Raw genomic sequence first — 20,964 nt, 5'->3', positions numbered from 1 at the left:
ATTTGCACATTTTTTGCCTATTCATCAAACTTCATCCCTTTTAATAAATCCGCAAACGCATTATTAATCGGTTCTGCTTCTTTTTCTTGCTGCTTCATATATTTTTGTACGCTACGTTTATCTACCTTACCGCCGCCTTCTTTTTTACGGCGGGCTTCAAATGCAGATAATTTTTCACGATAGCCACATTTACATACGAAGATTTGGCCATCACCTTCACCACGTAGTTCTAGCTTTTTCTTACATTGAGGGCATCGTGCATTTGTAACACGAGATACGTTTTTACGATGACCACATTCTCGATCTTGGCAGACAAGCATTTTGCCCTTTTTACCATTGACTTCAAGCATTGGCTTGCCACAATCAGGACAGGACTTTGTAGAGACATTGTCATGTTTGTATTTTTTATCACTTGATTTAATTTCAGATACTATTTCTTTCGTATGCTTTTTCATTTCATTAATAAATACTTCTTTTTTAAGCTTGCCTTTAGCGATCAATTCTAGCTTTTGCTCCCACTCAGCTGTTGTCGCAGGGGAACGTAATTCTTCAGGTACTAAATCAAGCAATTGACGACCTTTTGAAGTAATATAGATTTCTTTACCGCCGCGTTTTTCGATTAAGAATGAATTAAAGAGCTTTTCGATAATATCTGCTCGTGTTGCAACTGTCCCTAGTCCACCTGTTGATTTCAACGTATCTACAAGCTTCTTATCATTCGTTTCCATATACTTCGTAGGATTTTCCATAGCTGATAGCAATGTCGCCTCTGTAAAGCGTGCTGGTGGTTTTGTTTGACCAGATGTTTGAGCGATTAGCTTTGTTTTTAATACTTGTCCTTGTTCTAAACGAGGAAGCATTTGCTCTTTCACATCATCCGATGACTCTTCATCGTCAAAACGATTTTGATACACTTCTTTCCACCCAGCATTTATTACGGTTTTCCCTTTGGCAATAAATTTCTCATGACCAATTTGAGCTTGTACTGTTAATTGCTCATATTCTTGTGCTGGGAATAATACAGCTAAAAATCGCTTTACTACTAAATCATAAATTTTACGCTCTTTATCATTGAATGCCGATAAATTCACATAGCCTTCAGTTGGAATGATGGCATGGTGATCGGATACTTTACTATCATCTACAAATGATTTATTCGCTTTAATTGGCTTTGTTAAGATCTTATTTGTTAATGTACGATATTCGCCAATGCCACATGCTTTTAGACGCTCAGGTAATGTACCTACAATATCAGACGATAAATAACGTGAATCCGTACGAGGATATGTCAGTACTTTATGAGATTCATACAGCTTTTGCATGATATTTAATGTTTCTTTTGCAGAATAGCCAAATAATTTATTGGCATCACGTTGTAATTCTGTTAAGTCATAAAGACCTGGGGCAAATGACTTTTTAGGCTTGCGGTCAATTCCAACAATTTTTGCATCTTGGTTGCCTAATGCTTTTACAATACCGTCTGTTTTTTCTTTATTAAAGCTACGTGAATTTCCGTTCGCATCTTGCCATGTCAGCTTTAACGAATCTGTTTGTGCTTCAATGCCATAGTACGTTTGTGGTTTGAAGTTTTTAATTTCATCTTCGCGTGCGGCAATCATTGCAACCGTTGGGGTTTGTACACGACCACAGTTCAGCTGTGCGTTAAATCTTGTTGTTAGCGCACGTGTTGCATTTAAGCCAATGTACCAATCTGCTTCAGAACGAGCGACAGCAGCAGCATATAAATTTTCATAGTTTTTACCCGGCTTTAAATTAGCAAATCCTTCTTTAATAGCTTTATCTGTGACAGACGAAATCCACAAACGTTTAATCGGCTTTTTCACATTTGTTTTTTCTATAATCCATCGAGCAACTAATTCCCCTTCACGTCCAGCATCAGTAGCCACAATGATTTCATTTACATCATTACGTGTTAATTGTGATTTGACCGCATTAAATTGCTTACCTGTTTGCTTCATCACGACTAGCTTCATTCGTTCTGGTAACATCGGAAGGTCTTCTAAATTCCATGTTTTGTATTTATTATCGTAGGCTTCTGGATCGGCTAATGTTACTAAATGCCCTAATGCCCAAGTAACAATATATTTGTCACCCTCTAAAAATCCGTTCCCCTTTTTATTACATTTCAATACATTTGCTATATCACGTGCAACTGAAGGTTTTTCAGCAATAACTACACTTTTAACCATATATTCGTACTCCTTTACTAACTATGTAATGTCTAATATACCATAAGTTCGAGGTGGAAATTGAGTAGAGCCACTACTTAGTCTTTACAATGGTCATTGTGGGAGAACTGATCGGCTTGCTGGAAAACTATCGAGTAAGACGATTAATTTAAAAAGCAAATTCACGATAATTGTGAATTTGCGCTTTTTCTATGCTTCAAATAAAAATATTAAATATCAACTGCATACTCTAACTCTCAAAACATATGTTGAGTTAACAGAATGTTCACAAATTCGAAAGGGGATGGATGAATGGATGCTCGAACTTTCAGACCTCGGAATGTGATTTTTATGACGATTGTTGTTTTTGTATCGGTGTTAATTGGTTACGGTATATATATCAATTTTATTGATGTTCCCTTTCCATGACGGCCTTACTTCTTTAACTGACTTAACAAGTATTTTCGGTTGTCTAGTATGCGCTGATCTTTTGGCTTATATTTCCGTGCTTCCTCATTATGTTGATGGGCATTTTCATAGAGACGCAAACGATTGTATAACAAGCTTAACTGTAAATGTGGAAGCCATGTAGAATAAGCGTGCTTGTGAATAGCCATTGTCTGTTCTATAGGTTGCTGTAACGCTTGTGAATACCAATAAATCGCCTCTTTATTTTTCAATTGCTCCATAAAAAAATGACCAATTCGACAGCATGTTTCGGGTCTTGGTCGATCATACAATAAAGATTGTAAAACAGCTTGGGTTGCTTGTTTTGCATCGTGTAGTTGTTGGTGGCAATCCGCTAAATTTAAGCAAGCCTGAATATTATTATCAGTAGAGCCTAGTGTGGAATCTAGGAAATTATTATAGTGATTAATAGCTTCTAAAAATCGCTGATGATTTTTGAGTTCATTAGCATAATGAAATGTATCTCTAGCTGAAAATGGGTGCCCTTCTTTCTTTAAACGCTCATAAATACGAATATTACGATGAACATCACTTTTTCTTGGCAAATGCATAACCGCTATATCGCTATGATAGAGCTGGCCCGATACATCTAAATACTCATGGACGGCACCCTGCCACTGAAAATTACTTGCTCGTTTGACAAGACGAAATCTTTTTTCACTAGATTCTACACAGCCATCTGCATCTAGCGTTACATAATATTCCATTGAAACAGCATCGACGTTAGGATAGAGAGATTTCTTAAGCTGAAGTAGCTTATGCTGATGTTCTGTTGTCATCACATCATCTGCATCGAGCCATAAAATATAATCTTTCGTTGCTTGCTGGAAAGAAAAGTTACGGGCTTTGGAAAAATCATCACACCATGTAAAGTCAAAAATTCTAGAGGTATAGCTTCGGACGATATCTTTTGTACGATCAGTTGAGCCTGTATCAATAATATTGATTTCATCCACTAAATGTTGAACGGAATCTAGGCATCTTTCAATAATACATTCTTCATTTTTGACAATCATACATAAACTAATCGTTAGCATCTGTCCCCTCCTTTTTTTGTATTAATATATGCAAGCTTGAAAATTTATCGAGGCATTTTTCCATTTTATCGTCTAACTTTTTTATTTATCGCTCAACTTTTTGAATTTATCACTCAACTTTTCCGTTTTATCGACATCCACCTCAAAAAGCACAAAAAAACGAACGCTATACACGTTCGTTTCTTCAACTTATAGGTATTTTTCACGCCATTGTAGCTGTTCTTTTTCTGTGAGCTGTTGTTCTAAATAAGAATCCCATTGGTTTAACAACGCATTCCAGACACGAACAAAGACAATATCCTGTTCTTTATTGTAAAGAACAAATTCAAGACATGGGATATCATTTATTTGTTTAGCGTCTGTTTGAACAATTTTTGAAATGATTTTTTGAGAGGTTCCAGCTTGTTCATCATCCTCTTGCTGCAATGCATCTATTAACATCACTTCTTCAAAATGCTCCTGCTTCTCAGCCTCTTCATCCACATAGCGATATAGCTCTGGTAGATCGTCATATTCTTCCACATTGTCCTCATCGACAGCAAGAAATGCAAGATGGCATGGGCTATAGTAAAGATTGGCCATTTCAACATCTAGCTCCTCTTCAAAGATACCGCGTTCCAGTTGTTGCTGCCCTTTAGATGTTAATCTATAGAAGTTTTCCTTTTGCTCAATAAGACTTGCTCGAGACATTAATGATACTAAATCCTCAATAAATAACGGATCGACTAGCAATAACTCACTTAATTCATGTGTACTTGCAAAATCCGCTTCCTGTATGCTTAATAACAGCATCGTCATTAAGACATCCATAGTGGAACGGCGAACTGGCTCATAGGTCACTTCTACTGTGCGAATCGGAATACACCATTCATCAGTTTTGATAATTTTAATATTTCGATTTTGCTGCAGTTCACGCATTAAGCGCTGCTGTAATTTTGACACTCTACATCACCTGTCCTTCATGATTGCGCAAGCCGTTATAGGATTTCACGGTATCTAACAGATTACTGTACATCTCACGTGTATCTTGATGTTTCGCACGTTTGGCAAACATCTCCGCACTTCCGACAAGTAGTAAGAGCTCTCGGGCACGAGATAAGGCAACGTTTAAGCGGCGATAATCTTTTGCAAAGCCAATGTCTCCCCCTTTAGGTGTATTACGTACCATACTGACTAATATGACGTCCATCTCCATACCTTGGAACTTATCGACTGTCCCTGTTCTAAATTGAAGATGTGGTAACTGTAATTCCTGTTGAAGAAGGCGATTAATTCTCTTTACTTGCTCCCCATAGAAGCTAATAACTCCAACGCTTTTTTGTGCATCTTGTGGCATGCGACCTGCCTCTTTTGCTGCGATAACAGCATCATTTAAGTCTATTAAAATACGACGAATTGTTTGTAATTCACCCTCATTATAACGACTTGTTCCTCCCTTCACCTGCTCCTCTAGAAAAGGTTTTTCGGTAGGAATATCAATCCACATTAAATGATCATCACGGCTCACAAATTGCCCTTCTAGGCTATGGTCTCGCGCTGCATCGGAATCTGGTAAACCACATTGCAGACCATTTTCCTCTTTTGCGTAAAATGGCGTAATACTATGCATAATTTTTTCATGCATACGGTATTGCAATGCCAGCATTTGTTTATGTGTTTGCGGCAAATTATTAAATAAGCGTTCAAATAGTGATTCACGCAATAAATTTTTCAATTCCTGTGCGCCATCAAAGTTTGGATTTTCATCTAACATTGCCTTTAACGTTTCCTCTAACGTGTCATCTCCAAGTAGTGGAGGTAGCTGATGGTGATCGCCCACTAAAATAACTTTCTTACCTTTAAGCATCGGTAATAGTAGCTCTGGTGGTGTTGCCTTTGATACTTCATCAATAATGACAACATCAAATGTCGGGTAGTTCTCCATAAATTCCTTACTTGCTGAAGCAACGCATGTTGTACCGATGACATTAGCGTGGCGCACATATAATTTACGAATTTCATCTAAATCATATTCCGTAGCGTTTTGCAGCTTGTCACGCCATTGCTCTTGTAATTTTTTTCGAAGAGGCAACTGCTGTTCCTTGCGCTGTAATTCCTCTAGCACTGTTTCGGAGGATACAATTGCTTCCTCTACTTCCTCGAAAGTGCGCTCTGGTGTTGATTGCAGGAGATTTGTACATGCTGTGAGCTGCTTTTCCTTCTTCAATCCAGCTATATTAATTTCTTTTATACGTTCTTCTACTTGTGCAAGCTCCTGTTCAATCTCTTGTAAGCTATTCTGCGCTGTTTGAAGGGCCGCTTTCTTTGGTAGGAGCTGTGTATGAGCAAGTTCAACTGCCTCAAGCTGTTGACGTGCTGTTTGAAGAGAAGTCTTTGATTGCGATACGAGTATTTTTAAATGCTCTACAGATTCCTCTGGCTCAGCATCAATTTGGAATGCCTCAGCTAGCTGCTGAAGTCGTTCTGTATGCTGTAAAAATGGCTGCAATTGTCGCTGTAAGCTTTGGACGTCGAAGCTTGTAATTGCACACTCTTGATGTATTAGTCCACCAATATTTTTACGTAAGGACTCAAACTCCTGATCTTTATGCTCTTGTTGTTGTTTAAGAGCTACACCTTTTTGCCAGACAAAGTCACGACGCATATATAATCCGAGCAAGAAGCTCTCAATTTGTTCAACAGGTGGGGTTTGATCATCTTCAAAGGCTTTATTAAGCTTGGCAAAAACACCTGTGAGATTTTGCAACGAAAACGATTGAACTGGCTGTAATCTACTTTTAGCAAGGGCACGTTCCTTTTCTTCATATGCTACTAATGCTTCAAGCTTTGTGATAGCCTTTTGTAGACGTCCATTAATTGTTGACCATGCTTCTAAATCCTTGGCGTCCTCTAAATGCTGTAACCGATTGATTTGTTGTGTCAGCACATAGGAAGGGCGAACTTGATAGTGCTGTAAAAATCGTTGGATTCGCTCATAGGACGTTAAATTGCCGATATATTTTTCCGCTTCCTTCATTAATCGAAGCCGGTTACTTTCCTCTTCATATTTCGATTGAATATCTTTGAACTGCAGGGTCAGATGCTGCTTTTGTTCTTGCAGCTCCTTATATTGAGCAGCCGCTTCAAATTGCTCCATCTTTTGGGAAGTTTCTTCTATAGTAAGCTTTAGCTGCTCTATTGATGGGTTTTCAGCAATGGTCTGCTCCAGTGTCTTTACAGCAGGCTCGATTTGCGCCAGCTGTTTTTCGTAATGCTCTTTTTGCGCCTCGCACTCCTGCTGTTCAGCTTTTGCAGCCTTCAATTCTTTTTTTAACGCTTGGATTTCCTGCTGTAAAATAGGCTCGTCTATTGCAGCCTGTTCTTTTGCAGCTATTTCTTTTGTTAGGTCCTCAAGCCATTCCTTAAGCTTTTCTTGCTCTTCCTTAGCTTTGATTAAACTAGATTTCAGTTCCTGCTCACGTTCAGTAAATGCTGTGATTTCCTCTTCAATCGCTGCAAGAGTTTGCTCACGCCAATAAAGCGCAACATTTTCTTCAATAAATTTTTTACCCTCTTCTTCAATACTTTCCGTTCTACCATAACGTAAAATTCGAATTTCTTGATTGGAAAGAAGTCGTCCCAATGCATTATCCACGGCTAGATTTGATTGAGAAGCTACAAGTGTTTTTAAACCAGCCTTGACATTTTGCTGACAAATTTCAGAAATAACGGTGGTCTTCCCTGTGCCAGGAGGTCCCTGAATCACATACAAATCTTCAACAGACAATGCCCCTAAAACGGCCCGTCGCTGATATTCGTTTAAATTATTGTGAAAATCAATATCGTCTCGTAGCTTTGCTGTTCGAACAGTTGGGCGTTTTTCAAATAGTATTGTCTCTAAATTAGGGTTAACGGCCTCACCTTTTTCTAGCTTTGTAAAACCATTGCGTAATCGTCTAATTTGACTCAATGTCGCAAAATTACTAAAGCTCGCTTGCTTAGAACGAAGGTTAAGTTGATCTTTACGTGCTAAATCCTGCACAAAAGGCTTTAAGTCAATTTCTATTGTCTGCTTCCCTGCATTAGCCTTTAATACTTGTCCAATTTCACCGCGTACCCCTTGAATGTTCACACTTAACCCTTCAAGCTTCTTCCATTCCTTCGATTTTATATAAGGGCAGACAATTGTCAGCCTAGTAAAATCTTCATTAAAATAGCTTTGCTTAAATTCGGTATGAATGTCATCAACAGTCGCATCACGTTCTTGAATTTTTAAATAGCCTTCCCAGCTCCCGATACGCTTTTTTACATATTCCGTGCGCTCCTCGGCTATTGGTAACTCTCTTATTTTTGTATGAAGATCAAGCGGAATCCCTGCTCCATTATTAGGTCTTGTGACAAATTGTAATGCTGCTGGTAGACGTCGGTTTGTATTAATCGGGCCTCGCATATGTACAAAACGAAGATTTGTAGCTAGCAATCCCTCAACCTTTAGCACACAATCCATAATGGCTGTTTTCTCGGCCAAGACATCCGTTAACTTTTCATTCTGCTCCGCATTAAAGTAAATCGATAAAAACGTTTCACCAAGTGTTTTTGCCTTACGTTTTTCGATGTAAACAGTGAAAGTTTTTTGTAACGCAAAAAAGGCATGCTCATTTGCTGAGCATTCCTCTACCGCTTCCTTCGCTTTATTTGTCAAAATGAGATTACAGCGTTGTTTTTCTAGTAAAGCTATGTCCTGCATGAGCAGCCCTCCCTTCCGAATCACTAAAGTTCAATTTTATCACATCGTAAAAGGATACATCAATTATGCGTCGGGATAATTGCGTCGGGAATCGGCCGGAGGCTTTAGGCCAACAAATGTTTTTTTGCGCGAAAGCGTAGTGCTAACGCAGCGTCAGCAGCATAATGTTTTTTGTGCGAAAGCGCAGTGCTAACGTAGCGTCAGCAACATGATGTTTTTTGTGCGAAAGCGCAGTGCTAACGTAGCGTCAGCAACATAATGTTTTTTGTGCGAAAGCGCAGTGCTAACGTAGCGTCAGCAACATAATGTTTTTTGTGCGAAAGCGCAGTGCTAACGTAGCGTCAGCAGCATAATGTTTTTTGTGCGAAAGCGCAGTGCTAACGTAGCGTCAGCAGCATGATGTTTTTTGTACGAAAGCGCAGTGCTAACGTAGCGTCAGCAACATGATGTTGGTCACTCAGTCGTGTGTTGCTGTTGTTGTTGTTGTTGTTGTTGCTGTCGCTTCGCTTTCGCACAGATAAAAACTTGTTGCTGTCGCTTCGCTTTCGCACAGATAAATTGCCACAGGACGTGGCGCTCTTAGACTGAGTTCCTATATTTCAGCAGTGTTTGGACACCCGCTGAAATAAATTAAAAGAAAAATCCCCTGCACAGTGATTTCCTTCCACTGCACAAGGGATGAATTTTATTTTAATGTTGATCAATCGGTTCTTTCGGCAATGTTTTGCTCATTTCACAATACTGCACAAAAACACGAGCCAATTCACGTAAACGATTATGAACGTCTTCGTCGACAATATTATTATCTGCATCAAAGTGAGATGTGTGTGTGTATACATAGTTCGGCGTTACAAGTGCACGGAAGTAGTCTAAAATTGGTTTCAACTGATTTTCTACTACTAAATGGTGCTGATACGTACCACCATTTGCCACGATCGATACTGGCTTATAGCGCATTGTTTTCGGATGCAAGAAATCAAATGCATTTTTTAAAACGCCTGGAATTGATGCTTGGAAAATCGGTGTAGCGATAATATACGCATCCGCTTCCTCGAACTTTTGAATCATTTCCTTCATGTCATCATTTAACGGTGAACCGTCTACAATTTGATGCTTATATTGACTAAAATGCATAATTTCTAACTCGAAACTTGCATCTAATTCTTTAATATATTGCTCCACTTGCTCTAAAATAGCACCAGTTTTACGACCAAACATCGTGCCATCAACGAGTAAAATTTTCATTTTCACTTTGCCTCCACATTCATTTCTACAATAATATTGTAACAAATGAAAAGAGGCACGGAAAGAATTGTAGTGGTTAAAACCATAAATTCAGTCTTTAGGCGGAACGGAGTCTACACAGGAACTATTGCTACAGAAAGTGGACTTCGATACAGCGATTACTTGTTATTAAAATAATATTTGGTTCATATCGTGGAGTTGATTTCCGTTCCGGCTGGGCGCTTTGTTGCTGACGCTTCGCTTTCGCACAGATAAAACATTGTTGCTGACGCTTCGCTTTCGCACAGATAAAACATTGCCGCTGTCGCGCGCTTTCGCACAGAGCAAAGCTACCTGGGGGCGTCCGATGAGCCCCAAGGAGTCGCCCAGCCTCCACTCTCATCACTAATCTGCATAAAGATAATTCCCAATTTCAGCGATGAACCTATTATTTATTCTCACGATGATGAAAATTTACTTCTTTATCTACAACAGTTTCCTCTATTTTATATTTATCTCGATTCATCACGACTTCACGATTTACTTTATCTCCTTCAGCGTTAGCACCCGGTAATTTGCGCTTATCCCAATTAAATAATTGCTCTCTTGAAACATCCTCATCCTGCGTTTCAGGAAAATCTAACTTAGCCAATTCCTGAGATTGATAAACAGTAACAGGCTGTTTAGTACCGTGCTCCTGCAAAGCAATTACGATCATCGCCTTTGCAACCTGGGAGGCTTCTATAGACCTTGAGCGTTTTAGTGGCCCCACTAAAAGCGGCTTTACGAACTTTAAAACTTGCTCTCCTACTTTTTCACCTAAGCGAACTTCCTCTCTCTCCCCAACTAATAACGATGGGCGAATAATAGAAAGTCTCTGTAAGCCTATCTCTATTAAATCATGCTCTAGCTTTCCTTTTACTCGATTATAGTAAAATGGAGAATTTTCATTTGCCCCCATCGCTGTGATGACAAGCATATGTGGAATTCCTCGTTTTTTTGCTAACGAAGCTATCGTTAGCGGATATTCAAAATCAACTTTCTCAAATTCCTCACGCGATCCAGCTTTTTTAATTGTTGTTCCTAAACAACAATAGACCTCTTGCGCCAATTCGATATCTTTTTCTTCTAAAGTATCAAAATTACGAATTTTTACTTCTAGCTTTGGATGCGTAAATGCTAGTTCTCTTCGTGCAATTACTGTAACCGAAACATATTCATCATTCTCACATAATTGTTTGACAAGAGAGGTACCTGTTAATCCAGTAGCCCCTACAACAATTGCTGCGCGCATTCCCATTGGTTGTACCCCTTTCTGTGCTCTGTTCGCTCCAGAAGTCGCACTACTGGAAGAACGTAACATTTTATTTTTGGTAATGAACTAAAACAATCGTATGTATATTCCCGACAGCTCTACTTTATTTATCGGACAATGAAGAAACTCTTACTCTTTTAATTTTAGGAGTTTCGAAAAACCATTTATAAGCAATACTGTTAACGAACCCGGTATACATTATGTCAGAATTTATCTAATCCTAATTTTTTACACATACTTGACCATTATTCACCATAGTTTAAATAGACAGATGAAAGGATGGGATACATTTGCAAAACGAAACTCAAATGGAACTGAAAAAAACGATTGTTTTCATTATTGAAAGCTGTATTGATAAAGGGCTGTATCCTTTTGAACGGGTTGCAACGCTGGCAAAGCTACTTGCTAATGAACAAGTTTTCATATTTGTAAAAACCCCTTCAAATGATGAGATTCAAATTTTAATGAATGAAAATCTCGGCCCAATCTTATTTGAACATTTCGATGAGCTACCGAAGCATATGAAAAGTATTCAACCGGATTTAATTGTAAGAGATGGTCATAACTCCGAAAGCTGGCAAGTACAAAATTTACGACCATTCTGCAAAACAATCATTCATTTTGATGACTTTGGTGAGGGTGGTCAAGCCTGTGACTGTGTTTTGCTAGCACTCTATCAAGAAGTTAAAGATTATTTACCATCTCATTATATTGGGGGTAACTTCAACTTTGCATTACCGAAGGCTTACCAGAATTTCGAAAATAGACCAGATAGTAAAATACCTGAAAACCCACCTCATATTGTTGTTGCTTTCGAGGATGGGGACGAGCATAACTTAACCTACCGTACTCTTCGACACTTAACGCAGCTACAAATTCCACTACAAATTACAGTGATGATTGATGATAGCTATCGACATGCAACGGATGATTTGCAAATGATGGTGCTCAGTCGTCGTAATACTGCCATTCTTCGTGATAAAAACGCACTCCTAAAACTATTACCAAAAGCAGATGTTATCATTTGTAATTCTAATTATACACCTTATAAAATCGCCGCTTATGGTGTACCTTGTATTACACTTGCACAAACAGAGGCTGAACTATTACACGCCTTCCCTCGTGAACAGAACGGCTTTATTCACCTTGGATTAGGTCGCAAAATGAAGCAATCACAAATTCAAAACGCTGTCATGGAATTTTTATTACATGAGGCCCGAAGCGAACGAGCTGTAAAAAAACAACGACAGCTCAATTTAGTAAGCAACAATGAAGCATTACAGTCATTGCTTTTAGATTTCGCTTACGATCGACACAATATCGCTTCTACTTAGTGATTCTTTGAAGGTGGATATGATACAATATAGAAGAATTTTTCACTTTCACTTATCTTTCATTATAAGAAGTGAATTCAAGCAACATAAGTACCCGATTGATATTAACTAATGAGCGGTGGGGGATCAAAAAACCTCCATCGCTTTTACCTTCTTTCAGCAGGTGTTTGGACACCTGTACCTGTCGCTACGCTTTCGGTACAAAAGACACTTGCTGAAATAGGGGAACTCAGTCTAAGAACGCCACGTCCTGTGGCAACTACTGAGTGACCAACTTCGTGTTGGCCTAAAGCCTCCGGCGGATGTCATGGAATCGAAAAGGAGTTCTTTGTGTAAACACAAAGCCGATTCCAGACGCAATTATGCCGAGGCATAATTGATATACGCATTCGTTATAAAATAAACACATAAAAGGAGCAATTATCATGCCATCAAAAAGTGATATTGAATATCAAATTAGAGAGCTAAAAATGGATTATATGAATTTACAAGGCGACATCGAAAAACTTGAATCTACAGGCCATAATGATCAAGTGGCAAAGGCAGAACAACGCCTTGCAAATATGGAAGCAACGCTAGCGGAGTTAAATAAACAATTAGCAGAACTATAATAATGAAAAAGCCTAGCGAAATAAAAACACTTCACAAACAGTTGTCTCTTTAGAAAGACGGCTACTATTTCACATAAATGTATGAATTGAATTTGGAGGAACATATATGGCAGTATTAACAGTTGAAAATTTAGGTCATTCATTCGGTGACCGCACACTTTTTAAAGATGTATCCTTTCGTTTAGTTGAAGGTGATCATATTGGTCTTGTAGGTGCAAACGGTGTTGGTAAGTCCACATTAATGAGCATTATTACAGGCCAAGCAATCCACGATACTGGGAAGGTTGAATGGCTTCCAGGAACACATTACGGCTATTTAGATCAGCATACTGTATTAACAGCTGGCCGAACGATGCGAGATGCATTACGTGATGCCTTTCTTCCTTTATATAAAAAAGAAGAAGAACTCAATGAAATTACTGGTAAAATGGCTGAAGCAACACCTGAAGAATTAGAAGTTTTACTAGATCAAATGGCCGAGGTGCAGGATGCTCTGGATGCAGGGGATTTCTATTCTCTGGATATGAAAATTGAAGAGGTTGCACGAGGTCTTGGTCTTGATGCAATCGGCTTGGAACGTGATGTCGCTGCTCTTTCTGGTGGTCAACGTACAAAGGTTTTACTAGCAAAACTATTACTTGAAAAACCAAAAGTACTATTACTCGATGAGCCAACGAACTATCTGGATGAAGAGCATATTACATGGTTGAAAAACTATTTAAAGAACTATCCACATGCTTTCTTATTAATTTCGCATGATACGGAGTTTATGAATGAAACGGTGGACGTTATTTTCCAACTAGAGTTTTCAAAATTAACTCGCTATACAGCAACATATGAAAAGTTTTTAGAGCTTGCTGAAATCAATAAACGTCAGCATATTGATGCCTATGAAAAACAACAGGAATTCATAAAAAAACAAGAGGATTTTATCGCGAAAAATAAAGCTCGCTACTCTACTACTGGTCGTGCAAAATCTCGCGCCAAGCAGCTTGACCGTTTAGAGCGTATCGATCGTCCTGAAACAGCTGGAAAACCTGAATTTGGCTTTAAAGAGGCACGTTCTTCAAGCCGTTATGTAGTAGAGGCTGAAAACTTAGTCATTGGATATGATAAGGACAAGCCGTTACTTCCACCACTTACTTTTGAGATTGAACGTGGGGAAAAGATTGCTCTAGTCGGTATGAATGGTGTCGGTAAATCAACATTATTAAAAACGATGCTAGGCAAAATAAACCCACTGGATGGAAAAGTTATTCGTGGGGACTACCTTTACCCATCTTACTTCGAACAAGAAGTAAAGGCAGACAAAATTACACCAATCGATGATGTATGGAATGCCTTCCCTTCTATGGAGCAAGCACAAGTACGTGCAGCATTAGCACGTGCAGGACTAAAAACGGAGCATATTACTCGCCCACTTAATTCTTTATCTGGTGGTGAGCAAGCAAAGGTTCGTTTATGTAAGTTAATGATGGAAGAGGCAAACTGGCTCATATTTGACGAACCAACAAATCACTTAGATGTCGATGCAAAAGATGAGCTAAAGCGTGCCATGAAAGAATTTAAAGGCACAATCGTGTTAGTAAGCCATGAACCTGATTTCTATGAAGGTTTAGCAACAAAAGTTTGGAATGTCCAAGACTGGTTTACTTCTGGGCAACAAAGCTAGGAATATTATTAATGTGGGCAGTTACCGAAGTGATTCTTGGATCACTCGGTACTGCCCTCTTTTTAGTAGCTGGAAATTGAGCGTGGGGATCGTGGGACCTGAGCGGTTCTCCAAGCTACCCGAGCTTTTGAAAACCACTTCTCTCCTTAGCCTCAAATAAAAAATTTTTCATCTATGCATAAAACCCAACATTTAATCATAATAATAATCAGTGGATTAACAAATATATCTACCGCTATTAAATCAAACTATTTCTCCCTATTTTAGGACAACTCTCAAATTCTTTAAGCATCTATTATTAATATTGAGTAAACTTACATCATTGTAAGCTGAATTTACGGAACTTTTTGCTCTTTTGAACGTATATTTTAGTATAAAAAAAAACATTATTTCTATTTAATTTTTTTTCAAATAGCTATTGATTTACATATAACTTACTAGTAAGATATATGTATAACCTACTTAACTTACTAATAAGATATCTATAAAATATAATCCTAAAAAAGAAAGCGGGGAATGAAGAATGACAGTTATTATTTATTCACAAGCGAGCTGTTCTTCATCCAGAAAAGCATTAAAATGGTTAAAAGATCACAACATCGAATATAAAGAAAAACGTATTACTTCACACCCACTTACACTTGCAGAATTTAAAGAAATATTAAGCATGACAGAAGATGGAACAGATGAAATTATTGCGACAAACTCAAACGATTTTAAAAATTTAAATGTTGATATTGATCAGCTCTCTATTCAAGAATTGTTTGCAATCATCCAGGCTCATCCGAGAATGCTACGCAGCCCTATCTTAATTGATGAAAAACGTATTCAAGTTGGGTACAATGAGATGGACATTCGTCGTTTTATTCCACGTAAAGTTCGTGCTTTTGAATTAAATGCGATGACAAGATTGGCACAAGAAAGTTAAAACAGTTTTGGAGATGACCTTATATGGATCAAGAAAAACAAATAACCCTTACCTCGTTGTTTGAAGTAGTTTCTTCTATTGAGCGTAAGTGGGCAAACGAGTGGAATAATCAAAATGTACTCGGCTTTTCAAAATCCCATATTTTAATTTTAGACTACCTATCGCAGGAGGGACCAAAACGCCCTTCTGCCATTGCTGATCGGTTAAAGGTTACAACAGGTGGCGTCACTGTTTTAACAAGTAAGCTCATTAATGCTGGCTTTATTGAAAAAACACAACATGCCACAGATCGAAGAGCATTTCAATTGATCATTACACCTGATGGCAAAGACATTTTGGAAAAATCCCGTCAACAAGTTAGCGAAATTCTCAACAATATGTTTGGTATGCTCTCAGCTGAGGAAATACAAACATTACGTGAGATTTTTGCAAAATTACTTAACAATGAATCTACTCGGTAAGAGTAACACCTTTAAAAGTTAGACATATATCTAACTTTTAAAGGTGTTTTTCATTTGGCCAAATTATGGGTGACTACCCTCCACCCCAACTATTTCTAGACGCTTAGTTTTAAACCAGAATTTGCTTTTACTTATTCCGGAATACCACATTCATACTGTTTCCCAGCTCTTAAATTCATAAATTCTTCTTTCGCTTTTTGAATAACAGCAGGATTTAGTAAGGAATCAAGCGCAGCTCCTGCCATTGCTTTTGCAGCATAATGCATCCCCTTCATGCCAATTGAAGATCCAAAAGCAGCAGTCGCTTGCCAAGTATGCACTTGGACCCCATGAGGAGCACAGGTTGTAAATACCTGACCAAGGGGCGCAATCCACGAAACGTCCCCTAAATCGCTAGAACCTTGCATGGATTGGCGAAACGTTTGTGGAAAATGAAATACCTGCTCCACCAATACCTCTTTACTTATTTCATTTGGTACAAAAGATTGTTGGGCAGCACCTGCAAGAACAGAAGGATCTAATGAAGCCTGTAACGACTTTGCAAAAGCAAGCTCATCCTCTGTAAAAGATAATGGCTGTAGTTCGTTCCACTGTGCCAACATTTGCTCATTTAAAGTGAGATTTGGTAAAGTATCATAACACCCTGCCTTAATCCCCCAATGCACTTCTGTTTCTGTCATCATCGCTGCCCCTTTTGCCACCTTAATGAGTCTGCGCTCTAAATCTTTAACAGCATCACGATTTGCTCCGCGTAGGAAATAATAGACACTTGCTTTATCTGGAACAATATTCGGTGCTAAGCCTCCATTTGTAATTTGATAATGAATACGAGAACCGTCTGGCACGTGCTCCCGTAAATAATTGGCTCCGACATTCGTCAATTCAACAGCATCAAGTGCACTTCTCCCTAGATGTGGTGCACCAGCAGCATGTGCAGTCCTACCTGAAAAATAAAATTCAATGGCAGTGAGTGCTTGCATAGAGAAATTCGCTGTCATGTTAAACGTGAATGGATGCCACGTATAGACTACATCTAAATCATCAAAAACACCTGCCCGTGCCATATACGATTTTCCTGATAACAATTCCTCTGCTGGGCATCCGTAATAGCGAATCGTTCCTTGTAAATTGTTAAGCTTCATCACTTCTTTTAAGGCAACTACAACTTCTACTCCAGCCGTTCCTAATAAATTGTGACCACAGCCATGCCCTGGTGCCCCTTCCTCCACAGGCGAATATAATGAACTGACTTGCTGCGATAATCCTGGAAGCGCATCAAACTCTCCTAAAATTCCAATAATTGGACTACCTGATCCCCACTGTGCATAAAAGGCTGTTTCTACATCACCAATCGGAGTAACAATATCAAATCCTTCTTTTCTCAAAAAATCTTGTTGCAGTACAGAAGCAAATGTTTCTTCATAGCCTAGCTGAGGATTGTCCCAAATTTGCTTTGCCATATGACTGAAAGTTTCTTCATGTTGTTGCATCCAATCAAATAAATGCCGTTTCATAGTTAGTATCCCTCCACAGATTTTATTTTTGTTTGTTGCTGATGATTAACTGGTAAAGTAACAGCAATTACAGCAGCAATTACACACATAATGGCTAAAAATATAAATGATGTTTTAAAAGAACCACCTGATACATTAATTAAATAACCCATAATTATTGGCGAAATAATGCCGGCTGCTTGACCACCAAAATTTACTACGCCAAAAGCTGTCCCAACATTTTGTTGATTGACGACACGATGTGGTGTTGTAAATATAAACGAGGACATAAAAGATACGAATATAAAGGCGATTGATTGATACGTAATAGCTAGTGCTGCAGAAGCGGCTGTAGACATGAGATACAAACAAACAGCTAGCACAACCGCTCCGAAAATCACGCCATATTTCGAGCGCCCTCCTATCTTTGAGATGATACGCCCACTTATAATCATTCCAATAGCTGCGAAAATGGCTGGTATAGCGGCGATGAATCCGACATTTTTTAAATCAAGACCATGCACTTTCATTAAATACGTTGGCATCCATGAGCTCAATCCCCAGTTTGCTATATTAATAAAGAAGAAAATAAGAAGTACACGCATTAAATAAGTATTTTTTAATACTTTGCCAAAAGAGCCCTTCTCTTCGCTCTCCTTTCGCTCCTCTGATATAGATGTTTGTGCATTTTTCGTACTCCACAAAAGAGCGATTACAAAAAGAAGTCCTAAACCAGAAATTAAGAAAAATACATTGCGCCAATCCATTACCAATAATAGAGGTGCACAAATAATAGGAGCGATAGCACTACCTATCATATTGGATGACATCATTGTCGCTTGAGCCTTTGTACGTTGTTCTTTCTGAAAATATATAGAGATTGCTTTTGTACTTGCAGCAGGATATCCGCCTTCTCCAATACCAAATAAAAACCGAATTAAGAGTAGTGAAGTGAGTGACCAAGCCAATCCCGTAAATGCAGTGAAAACTGACCAAAAAATAACGGCACCAATTAATAATTTAATCGCTCCGTACTTATCCGTTAGCCATCCACCAGGAATTTGCATCACAGCATATCCAAAGAAGAACGCACTTAAAACAAATCCTAGTTCAGTGGCTGTTAAGGATAGGTCATTACCAATATTAATTAAAGCTAAGCTGATAGCAGTTCTGTCAATATATGAAACCATCCATCCAAAGAATAAAACGCCTAAAATTAAATTACTGCGGTTTTTTAGTTCGACATTCATAACTCCACTCCTTTCATTAAATTATCTAAATATTAAGATAAATAAAGGACGATATCATTAGAATATCTTACAATGTTTATAAAAGATCATTAGAATATATTCCGAAATTTAGTGAAAGGAGTCGAAATAACGATGTCTCTAGGGGAACATGAAGAAATTGTATTGAACGATGAAAATTGTAGCTTTTATATTTATAGCGCAACAAAGGAATGGTCTTTATTTTATGGTCGACCTTGTGATATTAACCCCAATCTAAAAGGAGTACATTGGGATAAACAACAGCAACGCTTTAGTGCAACGATATACATACCAGAGCCAAATGAGTACATTGTACAAGGTATCATCTTTGGGGACTTTACTGGTTATGATGAGCAATTTTTAGTTTTGCAGCTAGAAAAGACCTTTTATCAGAAAATTCTCATACAGCAGCGTGAGCAGAAATTAGCCATTATGCAGCTTATAGGAGTAATGAATTCAACTTTGAAAATAAAAACGCTGTTGCAGACCATCATGGATTTTTCCATTCTAGCTATTCCAGTAATTGATCGTGGATTTTTAATGTTATTCAACCCTGAAATGGAGCGTTTATATACAGTAGCAAGTGCGGGTGTGACAGAGCGCATCTTTGATTACGCTCCCCAATTAGGCGAGGGAATGGCAGGTTATACATTCCACACAGGCGTATCAGCCATTTACAACTATCAAGAAACATTAGAGATTATGAGCAATGTTACAAAATTCAATCTAGACGCATTAATGGAAGCTGTACATTTAGGAAGAATCGAGAATAATACATCGATGGCTGTTCCTATTACCTTTCACGAAAGAAAACTCGGTGTGATGATTGTTCATCAATATACAAATAAACGTGCTTTTCAACAAAGTGATCTAAGACTTCTAGAAAGCTTCGCATCGCAGGCGGCCGTTGCTATAAGAAATGCGGAGGCATATGAAGAAATAGAACGGTTAAATGCTTATTTTATAAAGCAACATGAAATTCACCAAATCTTTATTAAACTATCTTTGCAAAATGTACAAGAAATGAAAATCATTCAAACGACGAAGGAATTATTACAATTAGACATACAATTTGTAAATTTAGCCGATCGTAAAACATTTTTACAGTTAGAAAAAATGAACAAGCTAGCAACAATTCAAGAGGAACAATTAATGGATATAGGCTATATTTTCCCAATCCGAAATGAAAGAGAAATTTTCGGTTACTTAATTATTCAGCAGTTGGAGAAATTGACGAGCCAACAACGTATGATTATTGAAAACGCCGCGATGAGCTTAACTTTAAAATCACTACAAATACAAGCGACAGGACAAACGAATTTTAAAGAACGTTTCGAGCTTTTTCAACAGCTTATCTCTGGACGTGCCCCTCTAGTTGATTCTCGTTATGATGAATTAGGACTCGATATTAAGAAACCAACATTCGTCGTAAAATTTGGACTGAAACAATTTTCTCATAAAAATAGTATGCAATTTATTCAACATGTACAGCAATATTTTAAAGGGCAGCATTTTATATTTACACTACGCGAAACAATCGTTTGGGTATTACAAGGAGATACGGCATTTCGTCACAAAATAAAACAACAATTAACGCAGGCTATTATTAGTTGGGTTCAGTTTTATCATCAACAGGTGGCAATAGGCATAGGAGCTATACAGGATCATTTGTTAAATGTTGCTCAGAGCGCCGAAGAAAGTCAGCAAGCACTTCAACAAGCTACGCGCCAAGCAAACAAAGAAGACGAGGTAACCATTATTTGTTATGAAGAGCTAGGTATTAATCGATTATTCAACAAGCAAGGCGAAGAAGAGCTTGGACAATTCGTTCATGATATATTAGCTCCGTTATACAAGCAAAAGGATGAAACTTTACTTAAAACACTTCGTTGTTATATTCATCAAAATCGTTCTATTTCAAAAACGGCTTCTACCTTACACATTCATCAAAATACGCTATACCACCGACTTGAGAAAATTAAACAATTGTTAAATCGTGATTTACACAATCCAGCACATTATTTAGAGATTCATTTAGCCCTGCATTTAAGTGAGTGAAAGTTTGAGGTTCCACCGGCGATGTTCGGTGGTTTATCAGCGATTTCGGCACTTTTATCAGCGATGTTCGGTAGTTTATCAGCGATTTCGGCACTTTTATCAGCGATGTACCCCGTTTTACTGGTAATAAAATTCAAAAAAAGATGCATTGCAACATAATTTTGCAATGCATCTTTTATC

Annotated in this window: 15 protein-coding genes; 6 read left to right on the top strand and 9 right to left on the bottom strand. The window is 38.1% G+C overall.

Annotated elements, in window-relative coordinates; translation table 11 throughout:
* Positions 1-17: 17 nt before the first annotated feature.
* The 7 genes from BFJ97_RS13580 to BFJ97_RS13555 form a co-directional block, all read right to left on the bottom strand.
* Complete coding sequence (locus BFJ97_RS13580) at positions 18-2,210, bottom strand: DNA topoisomerase III (protein ID WP_068985189.1); 2,193 nt, start codon at positions 2,208-2,210, stop codon at positions 18-20.
* Between the two features lie 413 nt (positions 2,211-2,623).
* The gene (locus BFJ97_RS13575; RefSeq protein ID WP_068985188.1) at positions 2,624-3,694 is read right to left on the bottom strand and encodes a glycosyltransferase; all 1,071 of its coding nucleotides are present in this window, start codon (positions 3,692-3,694) and stop codon (positions 2,624-2,626) included.
* 189 nt (positions 3,695-3,883) lie between these two features.
* Positions 3,884-4,636 (bottom strand): hypothetical protein, encoded by a 753-nt coding sequence (locus tag BFJ97_RS13570; protein ID WP_068985187.1) that lies wholly within the window; start codon positions 4,634-4,636, stop codon positions 3,884-3,886.
* Position 4,637: 1 nt separating this feature from the next.
* The gene (locus tag BFJ97_RS13565; RefSeq protein WP_068985186.1) at positions 4,638-8,420 is read right to left on the bottom strand and encodes a DEAD/DEAH box helicase; all 3,783 of its coding nucleotides are present in this window, start codon (positions 8,418-8,420) and stop codon (positions 4,638-4,640) included.
* A 690-nt stretch (positions 8,421-9,110) separates the two neighbouring features.
* Positions 9,111-9,665: an NADPH-dependent FMN reductase gene (locus tag BFJ97_RS13560; protein ID WP_049667893.1), complete on the bottom strand. Its 555-nt coding sequence runs from the start codon at positions 9,663-9,665 to the stop codon at positions 9,111-9,113.
* A gap of 185 nt (positions 9,666-9,850) precedes the next feature.
* Entirely contained in the window at positions 9,851-9,985 is a 135-nt protein-coding gene (locus BFJ97_RS25465) for a hypothetical protein (RefSeq protein ID WP_302621798.1), read from the bottom strand.
* Between the two features lie 107 nt (positions 9,986-10,092).
* The gene (locus tag BFJ97_RS13555) at positions 10,093-10,944 is read right to left on the bottom strand and encodes an oxidoreductase (RefSeq protein ID WP_068985185.1); all 852 of its coding nucleotides are present in this window, start codon (positions 10,942-10,944) and stop codon (positions 10,093-10,095) included.
* 305 nt (positions 10,945-11,249) lie between these two features.
* On the opposite strand from BFJ97_RS13555, the gene BFJ97_RS13550 reads away from it, so the two are divergent.
* The 5 genes from BFJ97_RS13550 to BFJ97_RS13530 all read left to right on the top strand — a co-directional run bounded on the left by BFJ97_RS13550 (position 11,250) and on the right by BFJ97_RS13530 (position 15,965).
* A complete protein-coding gene (locus tag BFJ97_RS13550) occupies positions 11,250-12,293 on the top strand; it encodes a PseG/SpsG family protein (protein WP_068985184.1) in 1,044 nt (347 codons plus the stop codon).
* A gap of 425 nt (positions 12,294-12,718) precedes the next feature.
* Positions 12,719-12,904, top strand: a complete 186-nt coding sequence (locus tag BFJ97_RS13545) for an SE1832 family protein (RefSeq protein WP_049667890.1) — start codon at positions 12,719-12,721, stop codon at positions 12,902-12,904.
* 106 nt (positions 12,905-13,010) lie between these two features.
* On the top strand, positions 13,011-14,576 hold the full coding sequence (abc-f, locus tag BFJ97_RS13540) for a ribosomal protection-like ABC-F family protein (protein WP_068985183.1): 1,566 nt from the start codon (positions 13,011-13,013) through the stop codon (positions 14,574-14,576).
* A gap of 523 nt (positions 14,577-15,099) precedes the next feature.
* Positions 15,100-15,504, top strand: coding sequence for a transcriptional regulator Spx (spx, locus tag BFJ97_RS13535; RefSeq protein ID WP_068985182.1), 405 nt, complete (start codon positions 15,100-15,102; stop codon positions 15,502-15,504).
* Positions 15,505-15,527: 23 nt separating this feature from the next.
* Entirely contained in the window at positions 15,528-15,965 is a 438-nt protein-coding gene (locus tag BFJ97_RS13530; RefSeq protein ID WP_068985181.1) for a MarR family winged helix-turn-helix transcriptional regulator, read from the top strand.
* 131 nt (positions 15,966-16,096) lie between these two features.
* Here BFJ97_RS13530 and BFJ97_RS13525 read toward each other — a convergent pair whose 3' ends face one another.
* Both BFJ97_RS13525 and BFJ97_RS13520 read right to left on the bottom strand, forming a co-directional pair.
* Positions 16,097-17,479, bottom strand: coding sequence for an amidohydrolase (locus BFJ97_RS13525; protein WP_068985180.1), 1,383 nt, complete (start codon positions 17,477-17,479; stop codon positions 16,097-16,099).
* A gap of 2 nt (positions 17,480-17,481) precedes the next feature.
* A complete protein-coding gene (locus tag BFJ97_RS13520) occupies positions 17,482-18,708 on the bottom strand; it encodes an MFS transporter (protein ID WP_068985179.1) in 1,227 nt (408 codons plus the stop codon).
* 132 nt (positions 18,709-18,840) lie between these two features.
* Here BFJ97_RS13520 and BFJ97_RS13515 point away from each other — a divergent pair, with 132 nt between their 5' ends.
* A complete protein-coding gene (locus BFJ97_RS13515; RefSeq protein WP_068985178.1) occupies positions 18,841-20,784 on the top strand; it encodes a helix-turn-helix domain-containing protein in 1,944 nt (647 codons plus the stop codon).
* The last annotated feature ends 180 nt before the right edge of the window (positions 20,785-20,964 follow it).

It is taken from the genome of Lysinibacillus xylanilyticus (assembly GCF_001708185.1).
GTDB lineage: Bacteria > Bacillota > Bacilli > Bacillales_A > Planococcaceae > Lysinibacillus > Lysinibacillus xylanilyticus_A.
This window is presented reverse-complemented; position numbering and strand designations above follow the sequence as displayed.

Bases quoted from the DNA above. Each gene is read 5' to 3' on its own strand.
- BFJ97_RS13520 (WP_068985179.1), bottom strand. From the start codon at position 18,708: ATGAATGTCGAACTAAAAAACCGCAGTAATTTAATTTTAGGCGTTTTA.
- BFJ97_RS13565 (WP_068985186.1), bottom strand. From the start codon at position 8,420: ATGCAGGACATAGCTTTACTAGAAAAACAACGCTGTAATCTCATTTTG.
- BFJ97_RS13525 (WP_068985180.1), bottom strand. From the start codon at position 17,479: ATGAAACGGCATTTATTTGATTGGATGCAACAACATGAAGAAACTTTC.
- BFJ97_RS13560 (WP_049667893.1), bottom strand. From the start codon at position 9,665: ATGAAAATTTTACTCGTTGATGGCACGATGTTTGGTCGTAAAACTGGT.
- BFJ97_RS13515 (WP_068985178.1), top strand. From the start codon at position 18,841: ATGTCTCTAGGGGAACATGAAGAAATTGTATTGAACGATGAAAATTGT.
- BFJ97_RS13580 (WP_068985189.1), bottom strand. From the start codon at position 2,210: ATGGTTAAAAGTGTAGTTATTGCTGAAAAACCTTCAGTTGCACGTGAT.
- BFJ97_RS13555 (WP_068985185.1), bottom strand. From the start codon at position 10,944: ATGGGAATGCGCGCAGCAATTGTTGTAGGGGCTACTGGATTAACAGGT.
- BFJ97_RS13575 (WP_068985188.1), bottom strand. From the start codon at position 3,694: ATGCTAACGATTAGTTTATGTATGATTGTCAAAAATGAAGAATGTATT.
- abc-f (WP_068985183.1), top strand. From the start codon at position 13,011: ATGGCAGTATTAACAGTTGAAAATTTAGGTCATTCATTCGGTGACCGC.
- BFJ97_RS13530 (WP_068985181.1), top strand. From the start codon at position 15,528: ATGGATCAAGAAAAACAAATAACCCTTACCTCGTTGTTTGAAGTAGTT.
- BFJ97_RS13545 (WP_049667890.1), top strand. From the start codon at position 12,719: ATGCCATCAAAAAGTGATATTGAATATCAAATTAGAGAGCTAAAAATG.
- spx (WP_068985182.1), top strand. From the start codon at position 15,100: ATGACAGTTATTATTTATTCACAAGCGAGCTGTTCTTCATCCAGAAAA.